Source organism: Lysinibacillus sp. NPDC093210 (genome assembly GCF_044753985.1).
In the GTDB taxonomy this organism is placed as follows: Bacteria; Bacillota; Bacilli; order Bacillales_A; family Planococcaceae; genus Lysinibacillus.
The window spans coordinates 501,372-520,455 of sequence record NZ_JBIVOE010000001.1; the positions used below are offsets into that span (position 1 = coordinate 501,372).

The following is a 19,084-nucleotide window of genomic DNA, read 5'->3' on the forward strand; positions in this document are numbered from 1 at the left end:
AAGCAAGGATACATTCGTATCCTCGCTGTTTGTTATTATTTAAAGTTTTTCAGTTGGTCGCCAATTACATCACCAAGAGAGAAACCTGTGTTTTCTTCTGGTAATTCATAGTCGATTACTTCTTCCGCCTCTGGATTTTCCAATAAATCTTTGATACTTAATGCAAGGCGCCCTTCGTCAACATTGACATCTAGCACCTTTACTTGTACCTCTTGCGCTTCTTTCAACGCTTCATGAGGCGTATTAATATGCTTATGCGCAATTTGTGAAATATGCACTAAACCTTCCACTCCAGGGAACACTTCGACAAAAGCACCAAATGATGTCAGGCGTTTTACTTTACCTACAAGCACAGTGCCCTTCGCAGCACGATCTTCAATATTCGACCAAGGTCCAGGAACTGTTTCCTTAATCGATAACGAAATACGCTCATTCTCTGGGTCTACTGAAAGAACCTTAACTTTTACTTCTTGTCCTTCTGATAATACCTCACTGACATCACTCACATGCTCATGTGATACTTGTGAAATATGGACAAGTCCATCGATACCACCAAGGTCAATAAATGCACCAAATGATGCTATACGCTGTACTTTACCATCTAATACATCGCCAGCTTTGATTTGGTTAATAACATTTTTCTTCTGAGAAGCTTTCTCAGATTCTACTACTGCTCGATGTGATAGAATTAAGCGATTTTTTTCTTTATCAAGCTCGACAATTTTAAAGCTTAGTACTTTCCCTTTATAATCTTCAAAATCATCGACAAAATAATCTTCTACTAGGGATGCTGGAACGAACCCACGTACTCCTAAATCTACAACAAGACCACCTTTAACAATATCCTTTACTTCCGCTTCGAAAACTTCTCCAGCAGCAAATTGTTGTTCTAGTGTATCCCATGCTTTTAAGGCATCTACTTTACGTTTTGATAATACATAGTTTTCTTCTTCAACTTTTGTAATCATCAATTCTAACTCATCCCCAACGGAGATAGCGTCAGACGCTTTTTCAATGTGTAAGCTCGATAATTCACTTATTGGTACGATACCGTCAAACGGTGCACCTGGAATTGAAACAGTTACCGCTTTTTCATCAACCTGCTCTGCAATACCTTTGACGATATCACCTTCGTTAAACGTTTGTTCTGCATAGTTCATTTCTTCAGACATATGTAACCCTCCTTCGCATCTTCCCTTACTATTTTATTCGATATTGAAGACAAAGACAAAAATAAATCCTTTAAATTCAAAAAATGTCTGAAATTTTAGGATTTATACCATTTTTTCTTGTGCTAATTTTAAAATGGCTTGCGCTGCGGCATCAATTGATAGCTCCGTTGTGTCTAAATAAATAGCATCCGCTGCTTGAATCAGTGGTGAAGCTTCACGCTCACTATCCATTTTATCGCGCAAAGCAATATCTTCTTGGAGCTTTTCTATTGAAGACGCTATCCCTCGTTTTTCATTGTCAATATAGCGGCGTCTTGCACGTTCTTCTACCGTAGCAGACATAAAGATTTTAAGTTCTGCATTTTTTAACACATGTGTAGCAATATCACGTCCGTCCATGACAACACCACCATTTGCGGCAAGTTTTTGCTGCTGTGCTACTAACAATTCACGCACTTTGGCATGTGCTGCTACTTGCGAAACAGAAGAGGTTACTTCATTGGAGCGAATTGCATCAGATACGTTTTCGCCATCTAAAAAAACAAGTTGACCTTGAGGAGAAGGCTTTAATTCAATTGAGCTAGCTGCTAACATTTCTGCTAATTTTGCTTCATCATCTAAATGTATGTTTTGTTGCATTGCTTTATACGTAACTGCTCGATACATTGCTCCCGTATCGATATACGTGAATCCTAGTGATTCTGCAACGATTTTCGCGATTGTGCTTTTTCCCGCACCTGCAGGACCGTCAATCGCAATTTGAATGTTTTTGTTCATTATGCTTCCCTACTTTCTTTCACACCATATTGTAACATACTAATAAAAAAAAGCCCTCTACGAGCAAGAGGGCCACTGTGAATTTAATCATCGAATGGATTTATTTCTTTACGGCGATTTAATAGCTGTCTTTCGAAGCAAAAACGTACGATATGTTGTTGATCAATATCATCGGTATCCGTTAACTGAATGGTAGCAATTGTCTTGTCATCTTTTTCAAATATTCGAACAACTGTTGCATCTGTAACGACGTAATTTACATCGCCATTGGCAAATGGTAAGACAATCGTTAACTTAATGTCATCGTCATCTTTAAAGGCTACATCACCTTTTATGATAAGTGCGAGTCCACCTGCACTTATATCCGTTGTTACTAGCTGGTATTTATAGTCTTTAAATTGAACTGCCACATCGACAGGTGTCTCAACACGCACATATTCACGGCGTTGAATTTTGATAAACTCATCCTCTTGCGGACAATGCAACATAATCATCGGTATATTGCCTGCTTTACGTCCAATTACTTCTGTATTGAAGGCGTAGGATTGTTTATCTTCTGTTCGAAAGGTTGCCCTAAATTCTGAACCATCTATTAAAAAAGCTGTTTTTTTAGTTATTACATTTGTTGGATAATCAATATAAACTATATTGTCTTTTTGTTCAACCACTTTACAGCGGAATTTTTCAATACGTTCTGTATAAGTAGGTTCAAGTTGTAGTAGTGTACCAATTTTTATTTCCATGAGCATCTCCCCGAACAATATATATATACCCCTATTATTGCATGGGATGTAAATTTTGGCTATATGAACTGGGAGCTTTTTCTATTCTTAAGTTAAATATTCTACTTTTAACACATTGTGATTTTCCGCATCAACTACAATTCGGAATGTTTCTTGCGCTTGTTCGTCTCGAACTGCAATAACTTCATAGCAAAGTCGTTGCTCGAATTGTCCGTTATCCGTATAAATATTTCTTACTTCTTCTACACGTACATTGTCATCAAAGAAAGTTTTCCAATCAATCGGATTGGCTTTTTGTGGTTTTATCGCTTCTTCTTGTATATATTCCATTGCATTTGCGCCAAGTAACTCACCATTATCTTTTGCAATTTTTAACTGAACGCCATCTGCATAAATTAAAGCATTGTCACCTGGATTAACGCGGGCAAAAGTAACATGCCAAGCTAAATGGTTTTCACGTGACTCAACAAATGCAACATCTTTCATCTCAAGTCTCTTTAAATGTTCTTCCGCTTTTTTAATAATTTCCTCTTGTGACAGCTTGGCCTCATCTACAGGACGTTCAACTAAATAAGATAGTAAATGTCCTCCCTTTTCAGTTAAGTCAACATAGCCTAAGCGAATGCCTTGGTGGAACTGTATGTGATAAAACGGATATGGTGCTGTATCACTGCTTTTTGTTACAGTAAACGTAGCATCTTTAATAATTGGGAATAAATATTTTACTTTTTCTAAAGCTTCTTTTTCTGTAACAACTGAATCTTGTAATGCTTTTAATTCTAATTTTTTCTGCCAATCTGATTCACTCAATGTAAGCGGGAAATCACTTTCGCCATAATCTTTTAATGTCTTCTTAATATTATCAAATGATGTATTAGGATTTTTATTGTCTACTTGACGCATCCAAACATCCATATTTCCATCTTGCTTATAATAATCAACAGTTGCTGTTGTCCATTCATCAGATAAAGCTTGCAAATTCGTAGAAATTTGTGGCATCTTTTCGCGCCAAGCTTCATAATCTCCGGACTTCGCTGTTTTTTTCGCTTCATCACCAAGTCTTCCTAAATAACCTAGCCACTGATTAGAAAGCTCTTGGCCAATTGGAATATTTGAAATAGATGAACGCACTTCAGAGCTTAGTCGCCAAATAGAATCGAGCTCACTGTGTATTGCCTGTTCATCCTTAAATAACAAGGACTGTGAAACTGCTCTTTGTAAGTACGATAATTTTTCTGAGGCATCCGTTAGTTTTTCTGTATACTGCGCATGCACTGTACGTTGTAAACTTTCTTTATCTCCATGTAAATCAATACTGTATGCTCCTAAACCTATAACTGCTATTGTTAAAATAACGAGCATTGTTCTCATCTATTTTCCTCCTTTCTTATGAACAGAAAATATGCTCACCTATTTGTTTTATTTGAGGGCGAGACCAAATCCACTTACTTGTCGCTGTTTTAGGGTTAAAGTAATACAATGCATTCTCTGACGGATCCCAGCCATTCATTGCATCGATAACCGCTTCTTTTGCACGCTGGTTCGGCTCTAGCCAAATTTGTCCATCCGCTACTGCTGTAAATGCTAAAGGTTGGAAAATAATACCCGAAATCGTATTAGGAAAATCAGGGCTTTCTAATCTATTTAAAATTACAGCTGCTACGGCTACTTGGCCTTCATATGGTTCACCCCTAGACTCTCCGTAAACTGCATTGGCGATTAGCTGTAAATCACGTTCCGTATACTTTGGTGGAATTTGTGTATCAGTACCATTACCATTACTACTACCAGTGCTTTCATTATTTGCTGTACCGCCACCACTAGAATTCCCGCCAGTATTACCAGTACTTTTCACCTGCTGATCAAGTGGAACACCACCATAATAGGTAAACTGATTGCCAGCTTTTAATTGCGCTTTCACCCAGTTTTCATCATAATCTGAATATCCTGCTAACGCTTTTTTTGTCTTTGTGCCTGCTATTCCATCTACTGGTATTCCATATTTCTCTTGGAAATTTCGTAATGCCCAGTAAGTGTTGTAGCCAAATTTCCCGTCAATTTTACTTTTATAAAATCCTAAGTATTGTAGTCTAGCCTGTAACTCAATGACGTCATCTCCATAAGCACCACGGGTAATTTGTTGATCGCTAAACGCTGTTGCGTTGTTTTGTGGTATTGAGACTATACTAATCGCAAGTAGGAAAGCAAAAAGTATACTTATTAAACGCACAATCATCACTCCTTTTTTTTATAGCTTGAAACAAACAGCACTTTTTATACATTTATAAAATAGAAAAAACGTAGAAATCATTTTTAGATTTCTACGCTTTTATATTTTTTTATGCATATGCAAGTGTTGGATAAGATGATAATGCGCAAGCTTAACTTTACGTAAACCAAACCACCATAAAAATAGCATAAACGGTATCATTAAATATACCCAATGTCCTTTAAATGATAATATTGTATTGTATAAAATGTGTAATACTACGGGTGCGCAAATTGCCATCGCAATCATTTCTTTCGTCTTTGCATGCTTTGAAAACTTTGCACGACCATAATAATAGCCCATTACTACTCCAAACAGAGCGTGACTCGAAACGGGTAATAATGCTCGCATGAATGCTGTATTCAAACCAAAAGAAAATAAATACAATACATTTTCAATCGTAGCAAATCCAAGAGATATACTTGCACCGTACAATATACCATCATAAGGGTCATCAAATTCTACATGATTGTAAATCGCTATTAACAGAACAAACCATTTAAAAAACTCTTCAATGACACTTGAAAATAGGACATCTTGTAAATAAAGATATTGAAAAACCCCTTCTTCTGTTAATACATACTGTAAAAACAAGATAGGGAATGTTAAAAAAGCACCATACAAAAACGTTTGAAGTAAAGTTTTTCGTGGCTCCGTTGCCATTTGATTGCGCAAATAGAAGTAACTAAAAAGCGCTAGACCTGGAGCAATGGCAGCTGATAAAAGAATGATCATGTTGCCGGCTCCTTTCAACAGTAGACTGATATCATTATACCATGTAATGACAAAAATTTTTTTAAAAGGGGATTTATTTTTTATGAGAAAAACAATTTTATTAATTCATACTGGCGGAACGATTTCCATGGCAATGAGTGAAGAGGGTGCGGTCATGCCAAACAAGGAAAATCCACTAATAAAAGAAAGTAAAAAACTAGATTCACTTGCATCTATTAAGGAAGTGGAGGCATTTAATCTTCCTTCACCACATATTACACCAAAAGAAATGCTTAGTTTACGTAATTTAATTATGGAAAAAACTTCAACTGAACAATTTGATGGTGTCGTTATTACACACGGCACAGATACATTAGAAGAAACAGCCTACTTCTTAGAGTTAACAACCAATTTATCCATTCCTATTGTCTTGACTGGTGCGATGCGTTCCTCCAATGAGTTAGGTGCAGATGGCATCTACAATTTAGTTGAAGCAGTTCGCGTAGCTGTAGATGCAGAAGCACGTGACAAAGGAGTGCTCGTTGTGATGAACGACGAAGTCCATCTAGCAGTCAATACTACAAAAACGAGCACTAGTTCTGTCAATACGTTTCAATCGCCACAATACGGTCCAATCGGACTTATTACAAAATCGCGCATTTTGTTTCATCATGCCCCGATTCGTCGCCAATATGTAGACATACAGGGCTTAGCGAAGCGAGTAGCTATGCTGAAAGTCTATGCAGGGATGGAAGTAGATTTACTCGACGTTGTCCTTGCCTGTCAATATGATGGTGTTGTACTTGAAGGACTTGGACAAGGAAATGTTCCACCAACAGTAGTAAAGGGCATTGAAAGTCTATTGGAACGTGGTATCCCTGTTGTGCTTGTATCCCGTTGCTTCAATGGCATTGCTGAAGGCGTATATGGTTACGTTGGTGGTGGTAAAATGCTAGAAGACTTAGGCGCAATTTTTGCGACAGGCATTAACGGACAAAAAGCACGATTAAAATTGCTAATCGGTTTAAATAAAGAAGGAAATCCATTGGACTTAAAGGAATTTTTCCAGTAAGTCCTATGAATTTCTCGATAACGCCACTAAAACTAGGTGCATCGTCACTAAATCATGGCATAGCGCCAATAAAACAAGCTACATCGCCATTATTAAAACGAGCGAACTGCTCATATAACACGTCAGCTCGCCGATAAATTATGATTTATCGTTAATAAAACATTGCGCTTATACATCTACTGTTTGCTCATAATAAGTTAACAGATTACGTAAGCGATCTAGTGCCAACTCAAAATCAGGTTGGATTACTGACAACTGAATAAAATTACGGTTGCGTAAATATTCACTATCTCCATGGACATATAATCCGTTTAATTTTAAATCGGTCGATAAATTAGTGAGATTCCTTGGACATTGTAATGTCAAAATCATTGGATACGCTGTAGTTGGTAAGCGATAGTCCATAAATGGGAGCTGCAGCAGCGCTTCATAGTGCTGCTGTAGTTGACTATAACGAGCTGGATATGCTTGTAAAGCATTTACTACATTGCCAATAAGCACTGCCGGTAACGTAGAAGGAATAGCACCTTGCTGATAATTAGCTAAATCCAAGTAAGCAGGTATAGTAGAGGAAGGCTCCACAAGTTGTTGGGAAAATACAAATGACAAGCCACTAAGTGCCCCAATCGCTTTACCACTCACCGCTGTAGCTAAGTAGCATTCAGCTAATGAAAACGGCATTGCCCCAAATGAGCTAATACAATCAACACAAAGCTTTAAATTATAGCGCTTAACCAATTGTAAAATTCCTTCTAAATCATTACATGTACCTGTTGAAGTTTCCCCGTGCACCATGAGTAGCCAATGATAGGAACCCGTTTGTAATAAAGCCTCCAATGACTGTAAATCAAATGCGCTTCCCCACTCTTGCGTAACGACGTCAAAATCTAATGACCAGCGCTCAGCTTGCTTGTGAAGACGTTCTCCAAATTCCCCATTCGTTAAAATAAGTCCATGACCGACTTTTTGTGCCTTGAGTTGTCCGAGCATCACCTCATTCGCTAATGTCCCTGTTCCTACTAATGTAGCGATATGCGTGGCATCTGATAATTCTAGAAGCTTGCTACTCATACGTTCATATAGTGATTGAAAAGCTTGAGATCGGTGTGATATCTCAGAATACATAATAGCTCCTTGCTGTTTAACTGGTCCTGGGTAAAATGTAAAACTTTCTTGTGCCAGTTTTCGTTGTAAGGAATGTTCAAATTGCTGCCTTGTTAATACCATTGGTAAAAACATAGCTTCAGCTGTACCTACTGCTGATGCAAATTGGGTAAAGCCCATTTGCATATACAATTTTTCCTCACGCGTAGTACCTGAAATTACAGCTGCTGAATAACCTTTTTCATAGGCAAATGCATTCAACGCCTGTGTCAATCTTAATAATACACGTCCTGTACGATATTGCTTTTTTACTGCAAGTAAGCGAATTTCACAAAGCTTTGTACAAATTTCCTTTGGTAAATACTGCTCCACTTCACCAATTTTTTCATCTATTGAAAACGGTCGTTGATCTCGAAAGGCTAACATTCCAATAAGCTCAGTTCCTTTATAAACAACTAAATACGTATTTTCTTGATGGAAACGATCTACTTTTCTTTTCATCGTATTTGGTTCATGCTGTGGAATTTCTTCAACAAAGGTTTCATAATTCAACTGCGCGATCGCATCAAATTCCTTTTCTGTCTGTGCGACTTTACACCAATACATAAAATCACTTCCTTCTTCTTAAAGACTCCTTAATATTGGATGTATGCTTAATCAACATACAAATAATTGCAACTAGCATCGGTATGTATAGCGGTAATTGACCTGAAAGTACAATTGCTCCAATGTAAAACACGAAGCCACCCAACATGCCAAGTGTAAGGCTTCTTGTTACGCTAAACACAATTGCTGTGCCGACAATCATCAAGGAAAATACAGTCGGTGACAAAGCAAGCCCAACACCGATAAATGTTGCCACGCCCTTGCCACCATTAAATTCCAGCCAAATGGGATACATATGTCCGAGTATAACGAGACAGCCCCCTACAATAATTGCCGACTGTTCCATATGCCATATACTTCCTAATAGCACAACGAGAACACCTTTCAATGAATCCCCCAAAAACGTCCACATAAATGCACCCTTACCTATTACACTCCCTGCATTACGTGCACCTAGGTTTTTACTGCGTTCCTCCTGCAAATTGACACCATATACTTTTCCAACGAAAAAAGCAGTCAAAAAGTTTCCAATAAAATAGCTAATTATCCAATATAACCAAGTCATTTTCCCCCACCTTTTATAGCTTCTATTCTAAAAGAAGCTGTATAAGCAGTCACGCCTATACAGCTTCTTCTATTTATCTTCTTTCTGCAATTGTTTGTGCGATACAATCACCATGGAAGCGTCCGTTTTCAATAAAAATTTCATTGGCATTATTGCCTGCTGCAATGACCCCAGCAATAAATAGCCCTGCTACATTTGTTTCCATTGTGTCAGGTTGACAAAATGGTCGTCCTGTTTCCTCGTCAATCGTAACACCCATCGCTCGAATAAATGAATGATCTGGGTGATAGCCAGTCATAGCAAAAACAAAGTCATTTTTTAACACTTCTTCACGACCGTCAATATTTACCACAACTTCATGCTCACGAATTTCTACTACATTTGTATTAAAGTGCATTGTGACTTCCCCGCCACGTACAACTCCGTCAAATTCAGGTAAAACCCACGGCTTAACGCTTGGAGAATATTCACTGCCACGATACACAACTGTGACACGGGCTCCAGCCTTGTTCAATTCTAATGCTGCATCTACAGCTGAATTTTTCCCACCGATTACAAGGACATCCGTATCAAAAAATTCATGTCCTTCTTTAAAGTAATGGTAAACTTTAGGTAATTCCTCACCAGGAATATCCATATAGTTAGGATGGTCGTAGTAACCTGTTGCTACGACAACATATGGCGTTTCATATACATCCTTATCTGTCGTTACAGTAAAAATCTCTCCATTTTTCACAACACTTCCGACTTTTTCAAAACGGTTAACTTGAATATTTTTCAAGCGCACTACCTCACGATAATAAACAAGTGCTTGATTTCGCTTTGGCTTACGCCCCTCAATAATGAATGGTACGTCACCAATGGCTAATCGTTCACTCGTACTAAAGAAAGTTTGATGTGTTGGATAATTGTAAATGGCATTTACGATATTTCCTTTTTCAATGACAATCGGTCGCAAACCAATTTTTTGTAAAGATATTGCTGCCGCTAAACCACAAGGGCCTCCTCCAACAATTATTGCATCAACTTGTTGCATTGTTTGACACTCCTATCAAATAGGCATCAGTGTATTTAACACAGATGCTTCGCTTTCATGCAGATGACAATCCCTCTATTGGGCATCTACATTTTTAAAAATAACTCTCGTCTCCATTATACGCCTTCTACGCATTATTGGTTGTTTATTTACCCGAAATTTCAATGTTAATTATATGGCATTCAGGTTTCGCTCCTAAACGGAATGGCAATAGTGTTGTACCATAGCCGTTACTCACAAGTGTCATCACACCCTCACGTTCCCGATAAGAACCAAGCGGATGAACACCATACGGTCCAACTCTTATTTGACCACCGTGCAAATGTCCACCAATCATTAAGTCAGCTTTAAATTTCGCCCGCACTCTGGCAAAGACACCAGGATTATGTGAAATAAAAACGACTAAATCATCCTCGCCAACTTTTTCAAAAGCAGCATCAAAACTATATTTCATCGTAGAAGTATCTTCAATAGCACTAAGCCATAAGCGATTCTTTTTTGGTAATAAGACAGCATTATTGGCAATAATTTCGACTCCATGTTGTTGTAAAATATCCCGAAATTGCTCCTCGCCTACTTCTCTATCATTATTCCCCCAGACAAAATAAGTAGGTCCTAACGGTGTCAATAAATCGAGATTGTCATGGATACGTCGAATAGGTGTGCGCCCATCTGCAAAATCTCCACCGATTATTACCGCATCAAACGTGCCATTTAATCGTTCAATCATTGGACGATTAATTTTCCGTAAATGCGTATCTGAAATAAAAAATAGTCGAATCTTTTCTTGTTCACCTTTGAGTGATAATTGATGATGCAGCACATTATTTTCGTGCGCGACCTTCCACATATAGAGTAGGAAGGCGATAACTATTAATAAAAATAGTCCAATATATATCATTCCCTCACTTCTCCTTATGACAGCAAAAAGGCGATTCATTATGCTGTAGAATCGCCTTTTTGCTAATCAGACGTTTGCCTCAACCATTCATTGGTGTTGACGTTTGTCCTTTATTTTATACTAGAAAAACATCATTGCCAAAGAATGACACCATTTTTCTTACGGTAGTTTAATGACTTGCCCAACAAATACAGTGTCATTTGGCATACCGTTTGCCGCTCGGATTTTCGCTAATGTTGCTTCACTACCATCACCGTAGTAATTTAATGCAATACGATATAGGTTTTCATTTGCTTTAACTGTATGTGTTTTTGCTTTTGCAGCATTTTGTTTTTCTTGTTCTGCCTTGCGCGCTTGCTCAGCTTTTTTAGCTTCTTCTGCTTTTTTTGCTGCCTCAGCCTGTTGCTGTGCCAATTTAGCTTCCTCGGCTTTTTTCGCCTCTTCAGCCTTTTTCGCTTCTTCAGCAGCCTTTTGTTGTTCAGCTAACTTTTCAGCGTCTTTTTGTGCCTGTTCTTTGGCTTGGTCGTTTGCTTTATCATCTTTGTCTTTATCAGATGATGTGGATGCTTCCGCTTTACTACCAGTCTTATCAATTTCTACAACAGAATCCAGCGTATCCTTTTCGGCTTCTTCTATTGTTTTACCAGGATCATAGAATTGCACGAAATAAATTAATATAGTTAATGGAATTAAAATAAATGTAACAAAAAGTATCGTCATTAACGGTGATTTACGTTTTGTGTTTTTCGGCTTTTTGTTATTACTTCCATTTTTATTCATTCTTGAAACTCTAGATAGATTTTGCTGTTCTTGTTGTTCTTCTTCAAATGACTGACGATGTTCTTCGATTTTATCACGATAGTCTTCTTTACTCATTCGACTTTCCTCCAACCTTGCTACGCATTCTTCTATCATTCTATTATGACGAATTTTGCGAAAAAAGTAAATGACCGTCAATTATAGTCTAATCGCTCAATAAAAGCTGGTTTAATCGACATTCCCATGCAATCATTTCTACTTTTTTCTCTTCCTTAACGCGTACTATATTGATTTCATCATAATGGATTCCACAATTTTCACAACAGTTTTCAGGTTTTTTCTGCAATTTTTGCCCAAAATACCCGACAAGCTGCTCGCGAATACAGCCTTTTGTCTGAGTAATTTTTAACATTTCATCGACTGCCTGATATTTTTCAAGTGCAAAATAATTAAGTCGCGCTTTCACTTCCTGAACAGATTCCTGATGGTACCAGTAATCTAGCACACGAAAGGCCGTTTCACTCAACTCACCATTTTTCAACATTTGCGATGGCTCGATATGTTGTATTACAAGCTCTTGATAACGGTCTACATGACTTGCTGACGGCAAATCGCCTGTTACAACAAATTTCGCAAGCTCCTCGTCACCATCACTATAAAGTAAAATGGCTAGAGCTGGTTTTCCATCACGGCCTGCGCGTCCTATTTCTTGCATATAATTAGCGACATTGGCTGGCATTGTTTCATGGATCACCTGTCGAATATTTGCCTTATTGATGCCCATGCCAAAAGCATTTGTCGCCACAATCCAATCTAGCTCTCCATCAATAAATTGCTGCTGAATAAATTGACGATCCTCTGCACTATAACCTGCATGATATGCGGCAGCCCGAATACCTGCTTGCATGAATGTTTCACAATATTGCTCTGCACGCTTACGTGATGACATATACAAAATACCTGGTCCAGCTGTTTTTTTGACATGCTCTAAAATCCATCTGGCCTTATCCGCCCTATCCTCGAATCCAACACGCCCAAGATGTATATTAGGACGATCCACGTTATACATAAATTCAAACGGAGCGTTCAGCGAAAGTGTAGTATGAATATCCTTTACTACTTTTTGGGTTGCAGTCGCTGACAAAGCTAACACCGGCGGGCGATTGTTTCGCGAAAACCAGTCACCAATGCGCAAATAATCTGGACGAAAATCAAATCCCCACTGCGATATACAATGCGCTTCATCAACTACAATGAGACTCAATGACATTTTCGCTAGTTTTTCCTGCACCTGTTGTTGCAAAAGCATTTCTGGTGACGTAAAAATAAAGCGATACTGTTCTAAAAAATGGAGTGCATATCGTTTTTCCTCTGCTGCTAAAAATGAATTTAAGGCTACTACTCTTTTTTCGCCAAAACGTTTAAGTTGCTCTACCTGGTCCTGCATTAGAGACAATAAAGGTGACACGATTAACACTGGCTTTTGCAATATATATGCTGGCAATTGATAGCACAGTGATTTACCCATCCCAGTTGGCAATAACGCAATTACATCTTTTCCATCAAGAATTGCTTCAATTACTTCCTTTTGACCTGGTCGAAATGTTGTATAGCCAAAGTGCTTAGCTAACGTTTGCTCTAATTCCATTTATACTTCCCCTTTCGCGAGGACAAGTCTCAGCTGGAAATAACTCATATCTTCTACTACTTCGTGCAATGCCTTTAATTTTTTTGTTTGGTATTGCTTGGAAGCCTGCCAAACTTTTTCCGCTTCTTTATATGAGACGAATGGGCCAATAGAAAAGTTCGGTTCATTCATCGCTAACTCAACTAAATGATCCTCAATCGTACTTTGTTTCAATTTTCTTATTTGCACAATTTGTTCAATTGAATATCCTTGTTCATATAAATGGGCCGTTTGCTGTGCAGAATCAGTCAGCAATGCTTTAACCCGAAGTTCCTCAGCCATTTGGCCAAGTAACGGGTAATTATTTGTTGCATGCACTTCATTCATTAATGTATGTAGTAATTCGATAAATGCTAATTGACTATCAAGCACAGTTTCCTTACGTTCACTAGAAAGCTGCTGCCATGTCCAACCAGGTAAACTATGACCACTTAATCGGTAAAGAACGAGTTGTTTATTACTATCTGATACAGGTAAAGTAGTTAATACACGAAGGCACTCTTCTAGTAGTTGTTTTTGCAATTTTCCTGATTGATATTGATAGTCCTGCAAAAAATTACGTACCCATGATTGAACTTGGGCATCCTTACTAATAGGTGAAAATGAACGAATCCCCTCTTTTTGATAAGAGAGACTTTGCACGACTAAAGAAAGACGAGCAAAAAATACATGTTCATTTCCTCGATAATGCCAGCCGTCAAATAAAAAAGTAGATGTTTGCTCTGCGCGCTGTAAACCTAGCTTTTTCATGGAATAATGACCAGATTCCTGCATACTTAACCAACTATATTGCAAAAAGGTTGCTACAGCCTCGTCAAATGTCGCGCGTGGTAGCTTTGGGAGTAATCCAAAATAGTTATGTAGCTGAAACAGTCCAACATCTTGAATTGTCTGACCTGAGCGCTTTCCTCTAAGGATATGATAAGCTGCAGAAACTGTACGTTCATTATTAAGTTTTTGAAAGATTTGCAATAAAATTTGATAAAACATTGAAGCAAATTCCTCCAATTTAATAGTATTAGGTTGAAATGTAAGTTAAACATCTTTAAAATGAGTATGAAGCTTTGTAGGACCATCGTAAAAGGAGAGAAAGAAATGGCTAAATACACAATTGTTGATAAAGATACATGCATCGCTTGTGGCGCATGCGGAGCCGCAGCACCCGATATTTATGATTATGATGATGAAGGAATTGCCTTCGTTATTTTAGATGATAACATGGGAACTGCTGAAGTTCCAGAAGATCTACTAGAAGACATGCAAGACGCTTTTGAAGGTTGCCCAACAGATTCTATCAAAGTGGCTGAAGAACCTTTTGATGGCGACTCGTTAAAATTCGAATAGTAAAACACCATTACTAAAAAAGGCATCCTCCATTGGATGCCTTTTTGTATGAGTTTTATTTGTATGTTGATATATAAGATAAAGAGTGAGTATATGTAATTTCATCAAATGAAGTTGTAAGCTCTTTTCATCTTGTTATTGCAACCATAATTTATGTATGATAAGATTTTAGTAGTTGGTACTAATAACAGATATTATTTCGTAAAGGGGTTCTTATAAATGATGGACAATTTATTACAATTAAAAGATAAAAACATTGTCGTAATGGGTGTTGCAAACGACCGCAGTATTGCTTGGGGTATTGCAAAACGTTTATTTGACGTAGGCGCCAATGTTATTTTCACGTATCGCCAAGAACGTTCATTAAAAAAATTACAAAAGCAACTTGAAAACTACGGGCAAGCAGATGCATTTGTCGTTCAATGTGATGTTAACAGTGATGAAAGCACAAAAGCAGCCTTCGATACAATTGGTGCAAAAGTTGGCGTGATCCACGGTATTGTTCACTCTGTAGCATTTGCCAATGCAGAAGACTTACACAATCGCTTTTTAGAAACAACACGCGATGGTTATGCATTCGCACAAGATACAAGTGCATATTCGCTTATTTCAACTGCAAAAGCAGCACACCCGTACATGACAGAAGGTGGCTCTATTGTAACGATGAGTTATTTAGGCGCTGAACGCGTACTTGATGGCTATAACGTAATGGGTGTTGCCAAAGCTGCATTAGAAGCGTCAATGCGCTACTTAGCTGCTGATATTGGGCAAGACAATATCCGTGTAAATGCAATTTCTGCGGGTGCTATTCGTACACTTGCGGCTAAAGGTGTTCCTTCATTCAATACAATTTTACACAAAATCGAAGAAACAGCGCCGTTAAAACGCAATGTTCAACAAGATGAAGTAGCTGATATGACAATTGTCATGCTATCTCACCTATCACGTGGGGTAACTGGCGAAACAATCTACATCGACGCTGGCTACAATATTATGGGTTAATAAAAGACAAAAAGTGTTAGATTGACTTCAATCAATCTAACACTTTTTTGCTACGCCTTTGATGCACACTACGGCAAGTGCTTTCCGCAGGGCACACCGCAAGCCACAAGCCTAGCTATGGCACTGTTTGTTGCGTCTTAAGTTTTGTGCAACAGTCGCCACATCCGCTACTATCAACGAATGCTTTTATGTTTATTTTCCTTGATGGGAAATCCACCTTTTCTAGATATTATATGCCGTTTTTCCGCATTTCCTCTAGAATCATTTCCACTTTGTTTTCATTATTTGTGACAGTAAATCGGTTAAATTGTATTTCATCGACTATTTTTCCGTCACGCATAAACAGTATACGATCAGTCCTTGCTGCAATCTTTGGATCATGCGTGACAAGCAGCACCGCTGTCCCTTCTGCATTAATCTCAGTAATGATGTCCATTATTTCCTGTGCTGATTTAGAATTAAGCGCACCAGTCGGTTCATCACCAAAAATAATTTTAGGATTGCTTATTAGTGCGCGGCAAATTCCTGCACGTTGTAGCTGTCCTCCGGAAACTTGTGTAATATTACGTTTTTCAAGATCGCTTATACCTACCTTTTTCATAAGCGATCTTGCTTTTTTGGTAATCTTATCAACGCTTTTTCTGTTATCTCGCATTGAAGGAAGTATAATATTATCTATAATATTTAAGTTTTTAAGTAAAGTCGGTTGCTGAAAAACAAATCCCATTTTTGTTCTCCGTAAATCGGCAAGCTCCTGTTCACTAAGTATTGACAAATCCATTCCATCAAAAAACACCTTTCCAGTGTCAATGCTATCCATTCCACTTACTGCATACATAAGTGTAGATTTCCCTGAGCCAGATGGACCCATAATAGCAACGAATTCCCCCTCATTTATTTCAACAGACACACCATTCAGAACACTGTGCTTTTTCTCACCTTCACCGAAAGATTTTACAATATTGTCTACGACTATCATTTTCTTCATAAACTACTCCTTTATATTTTCGGATATTTTTATTTTCCCAGCCCGAGAAGTACTAATAATTGTTGCAATCAGTACCGAGCATGCCATCAATAGCGGACAAAGTAAGTACGCCGCTAACGGATTGACCGAAAATGTAAACGACGAAGCACCAAAAGAAGAGATAACCACGCCTGCCAGTAATCCCCCGAGCGTGTTAGCAAGAAGTGTACCAACAACAATCCCAATCATTAGAACGAATAATGAACGGGCAGCGTACTGTGTCGTAATATCTGAATTTGTAAAACCTAACGCTTTCATTACAGCAATAGAATATCTATCCTTTGCGACAAGCATTTTCATAAACAATAACGTAACTAATACAGTTATAAAGAGCGCGACGGCAATTGCAGCACGGGAAGCCTTCCCAACTGCATCAATTGTTGAGCCGAAAGTTTGTAAGACGTAGTCATTAATGTCTGAAACTTTTGCATAGTTAAAGTGATTCGTATACGCTGTCATTCTACTATCCAGCACAGCTTTATCGAAAAATTCAACATTAATAACACTCCACATCATGTCTGTAGAATTGTCATTAAAAATAGCCTTTGCAGTTTTTCCACCGTTTGTAATATCGGAATAAATGCCGCTTATCGTGAAATTTTGCTCCTTTCCTGCCATGATAAGGGTTATAATATCGCCTATTTTTTTACTAAGCTCATCGGCGTTTAACTCTGAAAGTGCAATTTCATGTTGTGAAGCGGGTGCCCTCCCAGTTGAATATTCTATTGGGAAGATTGAATGGTCACCAAGTTCGATTTTGATATTTCGCTCTGTTCCATCTTCCATTTTTACTTTAAATGTTTTTGTCGAAAGAACAGTATGCTTTGAAACGGTACTGTCGTTGTTAATGGCATATAAAATTTGTTTAGTTTTTTGAGAAATATGATCAGTCTGCTGAATATCAATACGCATATCGTAGTTTCCAATACCCATATACTTGATGAAATTATTTGAAGAAATCGTGTTGTAAAGGTTTAGTGGAACAATCATGATAAATGCCGAAATTACAAGCACTGTTAGCATTGTGGCGTAAAGTCTTTTTCTTGACAGTACATCTTTGATGCCAAGAAATATATTTGTGTTAAATAGACGGTTGCTGTTTAAGCAAAATCTCCTTGTAGCACCGTTTTTTTCTTGCGAAGTGCCATAGCGTATTGCTTCAGCAGCGGAAATTTTTCGAAAGCGTTTCAACACTCCATTTACATAAGCAATAATTGCAAAAAATACAATTACAATACCAAGTATTCCGAAAAGCGATGCAAGAGAAGAATTGTCGCTTTCCCCCATATAAAGCCTGATATTTTCAAGAAGTATGTTTTTGAACAAGAATGCACCTGCATAACCGATTACACTACCTACCAACGCAATTGCTGTGTATTTTGCAAGATATATCTTCTTTATGTCTGAGACTGGTAATCCGATTGCCTTCATAACACCAATTTCACGGTAGTCTACTTCGATTTTCGCAAGGAGAGTGAAACGAATGCACATGAATGCAATGGTAACAACTAGTACACTTATAAGAAGTATAATTGCTATCATCATCCCGTCCGAAAGAGCATTAATCGTTTTAAACAGTGGATATGTTATTGTCGGTCCATTCGCTTCCAGCCCTGCGGTAGCATAGGCGGTTTCAAATGCGCCAAGCGACGATAAATCCTTTAATCTGAACTCAATTAAATATTCCGTACGGCCAGAGCCTTTTATGTCTGCGTAATCATTTTTACTAATAAGAAATCTCTTCGAAGAGGAGAGCATGGAATTCATCTGTGAATCTCTTAAAAATCCCGCAACAGTAAATGGTTTCCCACTTATCACTGCCATGTCCCCGACCTTTACGTTGTTTTCTTTCTTATAACGCAATGGAACATAAAGCTCACCATCAGATGCGTTGATAATATTACCATCGAGATCCAGCAAGTAATCGAATTTCTCACTTTGAATGCTAAAACCATTATCCTGAACATTATTTACAAACGTACTATTGCCTAAAATAATTTGCGAGCCGTCAATATTAAGAAACTCAAGCACTTGAAAATCTTGGACGTTACTATTCTGTTCAGCAAAGCCTTTAAGTCTTACTGTATTAATATCACCTACATGCATTTGCATAAAATGAGGGGTTTTCGCCTGCTTCATAAGTGTATCTAACGCCCCCGAAAGATTTACAACAAGTATTGCTGATAGCGCAACAAGCATAGCCGCGACCGCAACAAATATCATTGTTGTTAGCGATATTAGTTTGCTATTTGAAATGTCATTACGGATTATTCTGTAATACATACGTCACCTCTGTTTGAGCTTTT

Annotated in this window: 18 protein-coding genes; 3 read left to right on the forward strand and 15 right to left on the reverse strand. The window is 38.0% G+C overall.

The annotated features are described in order from the left end of the window. Positions 1-35: 35 nt before the first annotated feature. The 6 genes from rpsA to prsW form a co-directional block, all read right to left on the reverse strand. Positions 36-1,172, reverse strand: coding sequence for a 30S ribosomal protein S1 (rpsA, locus tag ACIP9C_RS02470; protein WP_401008304.1), 1,137 nt, complete (start codon positions 1,170-1,172; stop codon positions 36-38). A gap of 102 nt (positions 1,173-1,274) precedes the next feature. Beyond that, positions 1,275-1,949, reverse strand: a complete 675-nt coding sequence (gene cmk / locus ACIP9C_RS02475) for a (d)CMP kinase (RefSeq protein WP_340825223.1) — start codon at positions 1,947-1,949, stop codon at positions 1,275-1,277. 83 nt (positions 1,950-2,032) lie between these two features. Then, entirely contained in the window at positions 2,033-2,692 is a 660-nt protein-coding gene (locus ACIP9C_RS02480) for a flagellar brake protein (protein ID WP_401008306.1), read from the reverse strand. Positions 2,693-2,779: 87 nt separating this feature from the next. Then, positions 2,780-4,063, reverse strand: a complete 1,284-nt coding sequence (locus tag ACIP9C_RS02485) for a PepSY1/2 domain-containing protein (RefSeq protein ID WP_401008308.1) — start codon at positions 4,061-4,063, stop codon at positions 2,780-2,782. Between the two features lie 16 nt (positions 4,064-4,079). After that, positions 4,080-4,922: a spore cortex-lytic enzyme gene (sleB, locus tag ACIP9C_RS02490; RefSeq protein ID WP_401008309.1), complete on the reverse strand. Its 843-nt coding sequence runs from the start codon at positions 4,920-4,922 to the stop codon at positions 4,080-4,082. Positions 4,923-5,021: 99 nt separating this feature from the next. Next, the gene (gene prsW / locus ACIP9C_RS02495) at positions 5,022-5,696 is read right to left on the reverse strand and encodes a glutamic-type intramembrane protease PrsW (protein WP_173478441.1); all 675 of its coding nucleotides are present in this window, start codon (positions 5,694-5,696) and stop codon (positions 5,022-5,024) included. Positions 5,697-5,778: 82 nt separating this feature from the next. Between prsW and ACIP9C_RS02500 the strand changes: the two genes are divergently transcribed. Next, a complete protein-coding gene (locus ACIP9C_RS02500) occupies positions 5,779-6,747 on the forward strand; it encodes an asparaginase (protein ID WP_401008312.1) in 969 nt (322 codons plus the stop codon). 168 nt (positions 6,748-6,915) lie between these two features. Here ACIP9C_RS02500 and ACIP9C_RS02505 read toward each other — a convergent pair whose 3' ends face one another. From ACIP9C_RS02505 to ACIP9C_RS02535, 7 genes are all read right to left on the reverse strand, one after another. After that, positions 6,916-8,457 carry an aminotransferase class V-fold PLP-dependent enzyme gene (locus ACIP9C_RS02505; protein WP_401008314.1) on the reverse strand — a complete coding sequence of 514 codons (1,542 nt, stop codon included), beginning with the start codon at positions 8,455-8,457 and terminating at the stop codon, positions 6,916-6,918. A gap of 4 nt (positions 8,458-8,461) precedes the next feature. Further along, positions 8,462-9,022, reverse strand: coding sequence for a glycerol-3-phosphate acyltransferase (locus ACIP9C_RS02510; protein WP_401008316.1), 561 nt, complete (start codon positions 9,020-9,022; stop codon positions 8,462-8,464). 73 nt (positions 9,023-9,095) lie between these two features. Then, complete coding sequence (locus tag ACIP9C_RS02515; protein ID WP_340825234.1) at positions 9,096-10,058, reverse strand: YpdA family putative bacillithiol disulfide reductase; 963 nt, start codon at positions 10,056-10,058, stop codon at positions 9,096-9,098. A 145-nt stretch (positions 10,059-10,203) separates the two neighbouring features. Then, positions 10,204-10,959, reverse strand: coding sequence for a metallophosphoesterase (locus ACIP9C_RS02520; RefSeq protein ID WP_401008318.1), 756 nt, complete (start codon positions 10,957-10,959; stop codon positions 10,204-10,206). 159 nt (positions 10,960-11,118) lie between these two features. Next, positions 11,119-11,835, reverse strand: coding sequence for a LysM peptidoglycan-binding domain-containing protein (locus tag ACIP9C_RS02525; RefSeq protein WP_401008320.1), 717 nt, complete (start codon positions 11,833-11,835; stop codon positions 11,119-11,121). An 88-nt stretch (positions 11,836-11,923) separates the two neighbouring features. Further along, positions 11,924-13,366, reverse strand: a complete 1,443-nt coding sequence (locus ACIP9C_RS02530; RefSeq protein WP_401008322.1) for a RecQ family ATP-dependent DNA helicase — start codon at positions 13,364-13,366, stop codon at positions 11,924-11,926. Continuing rightward, positions 13,367-14,395, reverse strand: a complete 1,029-nt coding sequence (locus ACIP9C_RS02535; protein WP_401008324.1) for a YpbB family protein — start codon at positions 14,393-14,395, stop codon at positions 13,367-13,369. Between the two features lie 105 nt (positions 14,396-14,500). Between ACIP9C_RS02535 and ACIP9C_RS02540 the strand changes: the two genes are divergently transcribed. Then, a complete protein-coding gene (locus ACIP9C_RS02540; protein ID WP_173478432.1) occupies positions 14,501-14,749 on the forward strand; it encodes a ferredoxin in 249 nt (82 codons plus the stop codon). 219 nt (positions 14,750-14,968) lie between these two features. Further along, positions 14,969-15,751 (forward strand): enoyl-ACP reductase FabI, encoded by a 783-nt coding sequence (locus tag ACIP9C_RS02545; RefSeq protein WP_401008326.1) that lies wholly within the window; start codon positions 14,969-14,971, stop codon positions 15,749-15,751. A 229-nt stretch (positions 15,752-15,980) separates the two neighbouring features. On the opposite strand, the gene ACIP9C_RS02550 is transcribed toward ACIP9C_RS02545, so the two are convergent. Further along, complete coding sequence (locus ACIP9C_RS02550; protein ID WP_401008328.1) at positions 15,981-16,739, reverse strand: ABC transporter ATP-binding protein; 759 nt, start codon at positions 16,737-16,739, stop codon at positions 15,981-15,983. 3 nt (positions 16,740-16,742) lie between these two features. After that, the gene (locus tag ACIP9C_RS02555) at positions 16,743-19,061 is read right to left on the reverse strand and encodes an ABC transporter permease (RefSeq protein WP_401008330.1); all 2,319 of its coding nucleotides are present in this window, start codon (positions 19,059-19,061) and stop codon (positions 16,743-16,745) included. Between the last annotated feature and the right edge of the window lie 23 nt (positions 19,062-19,084).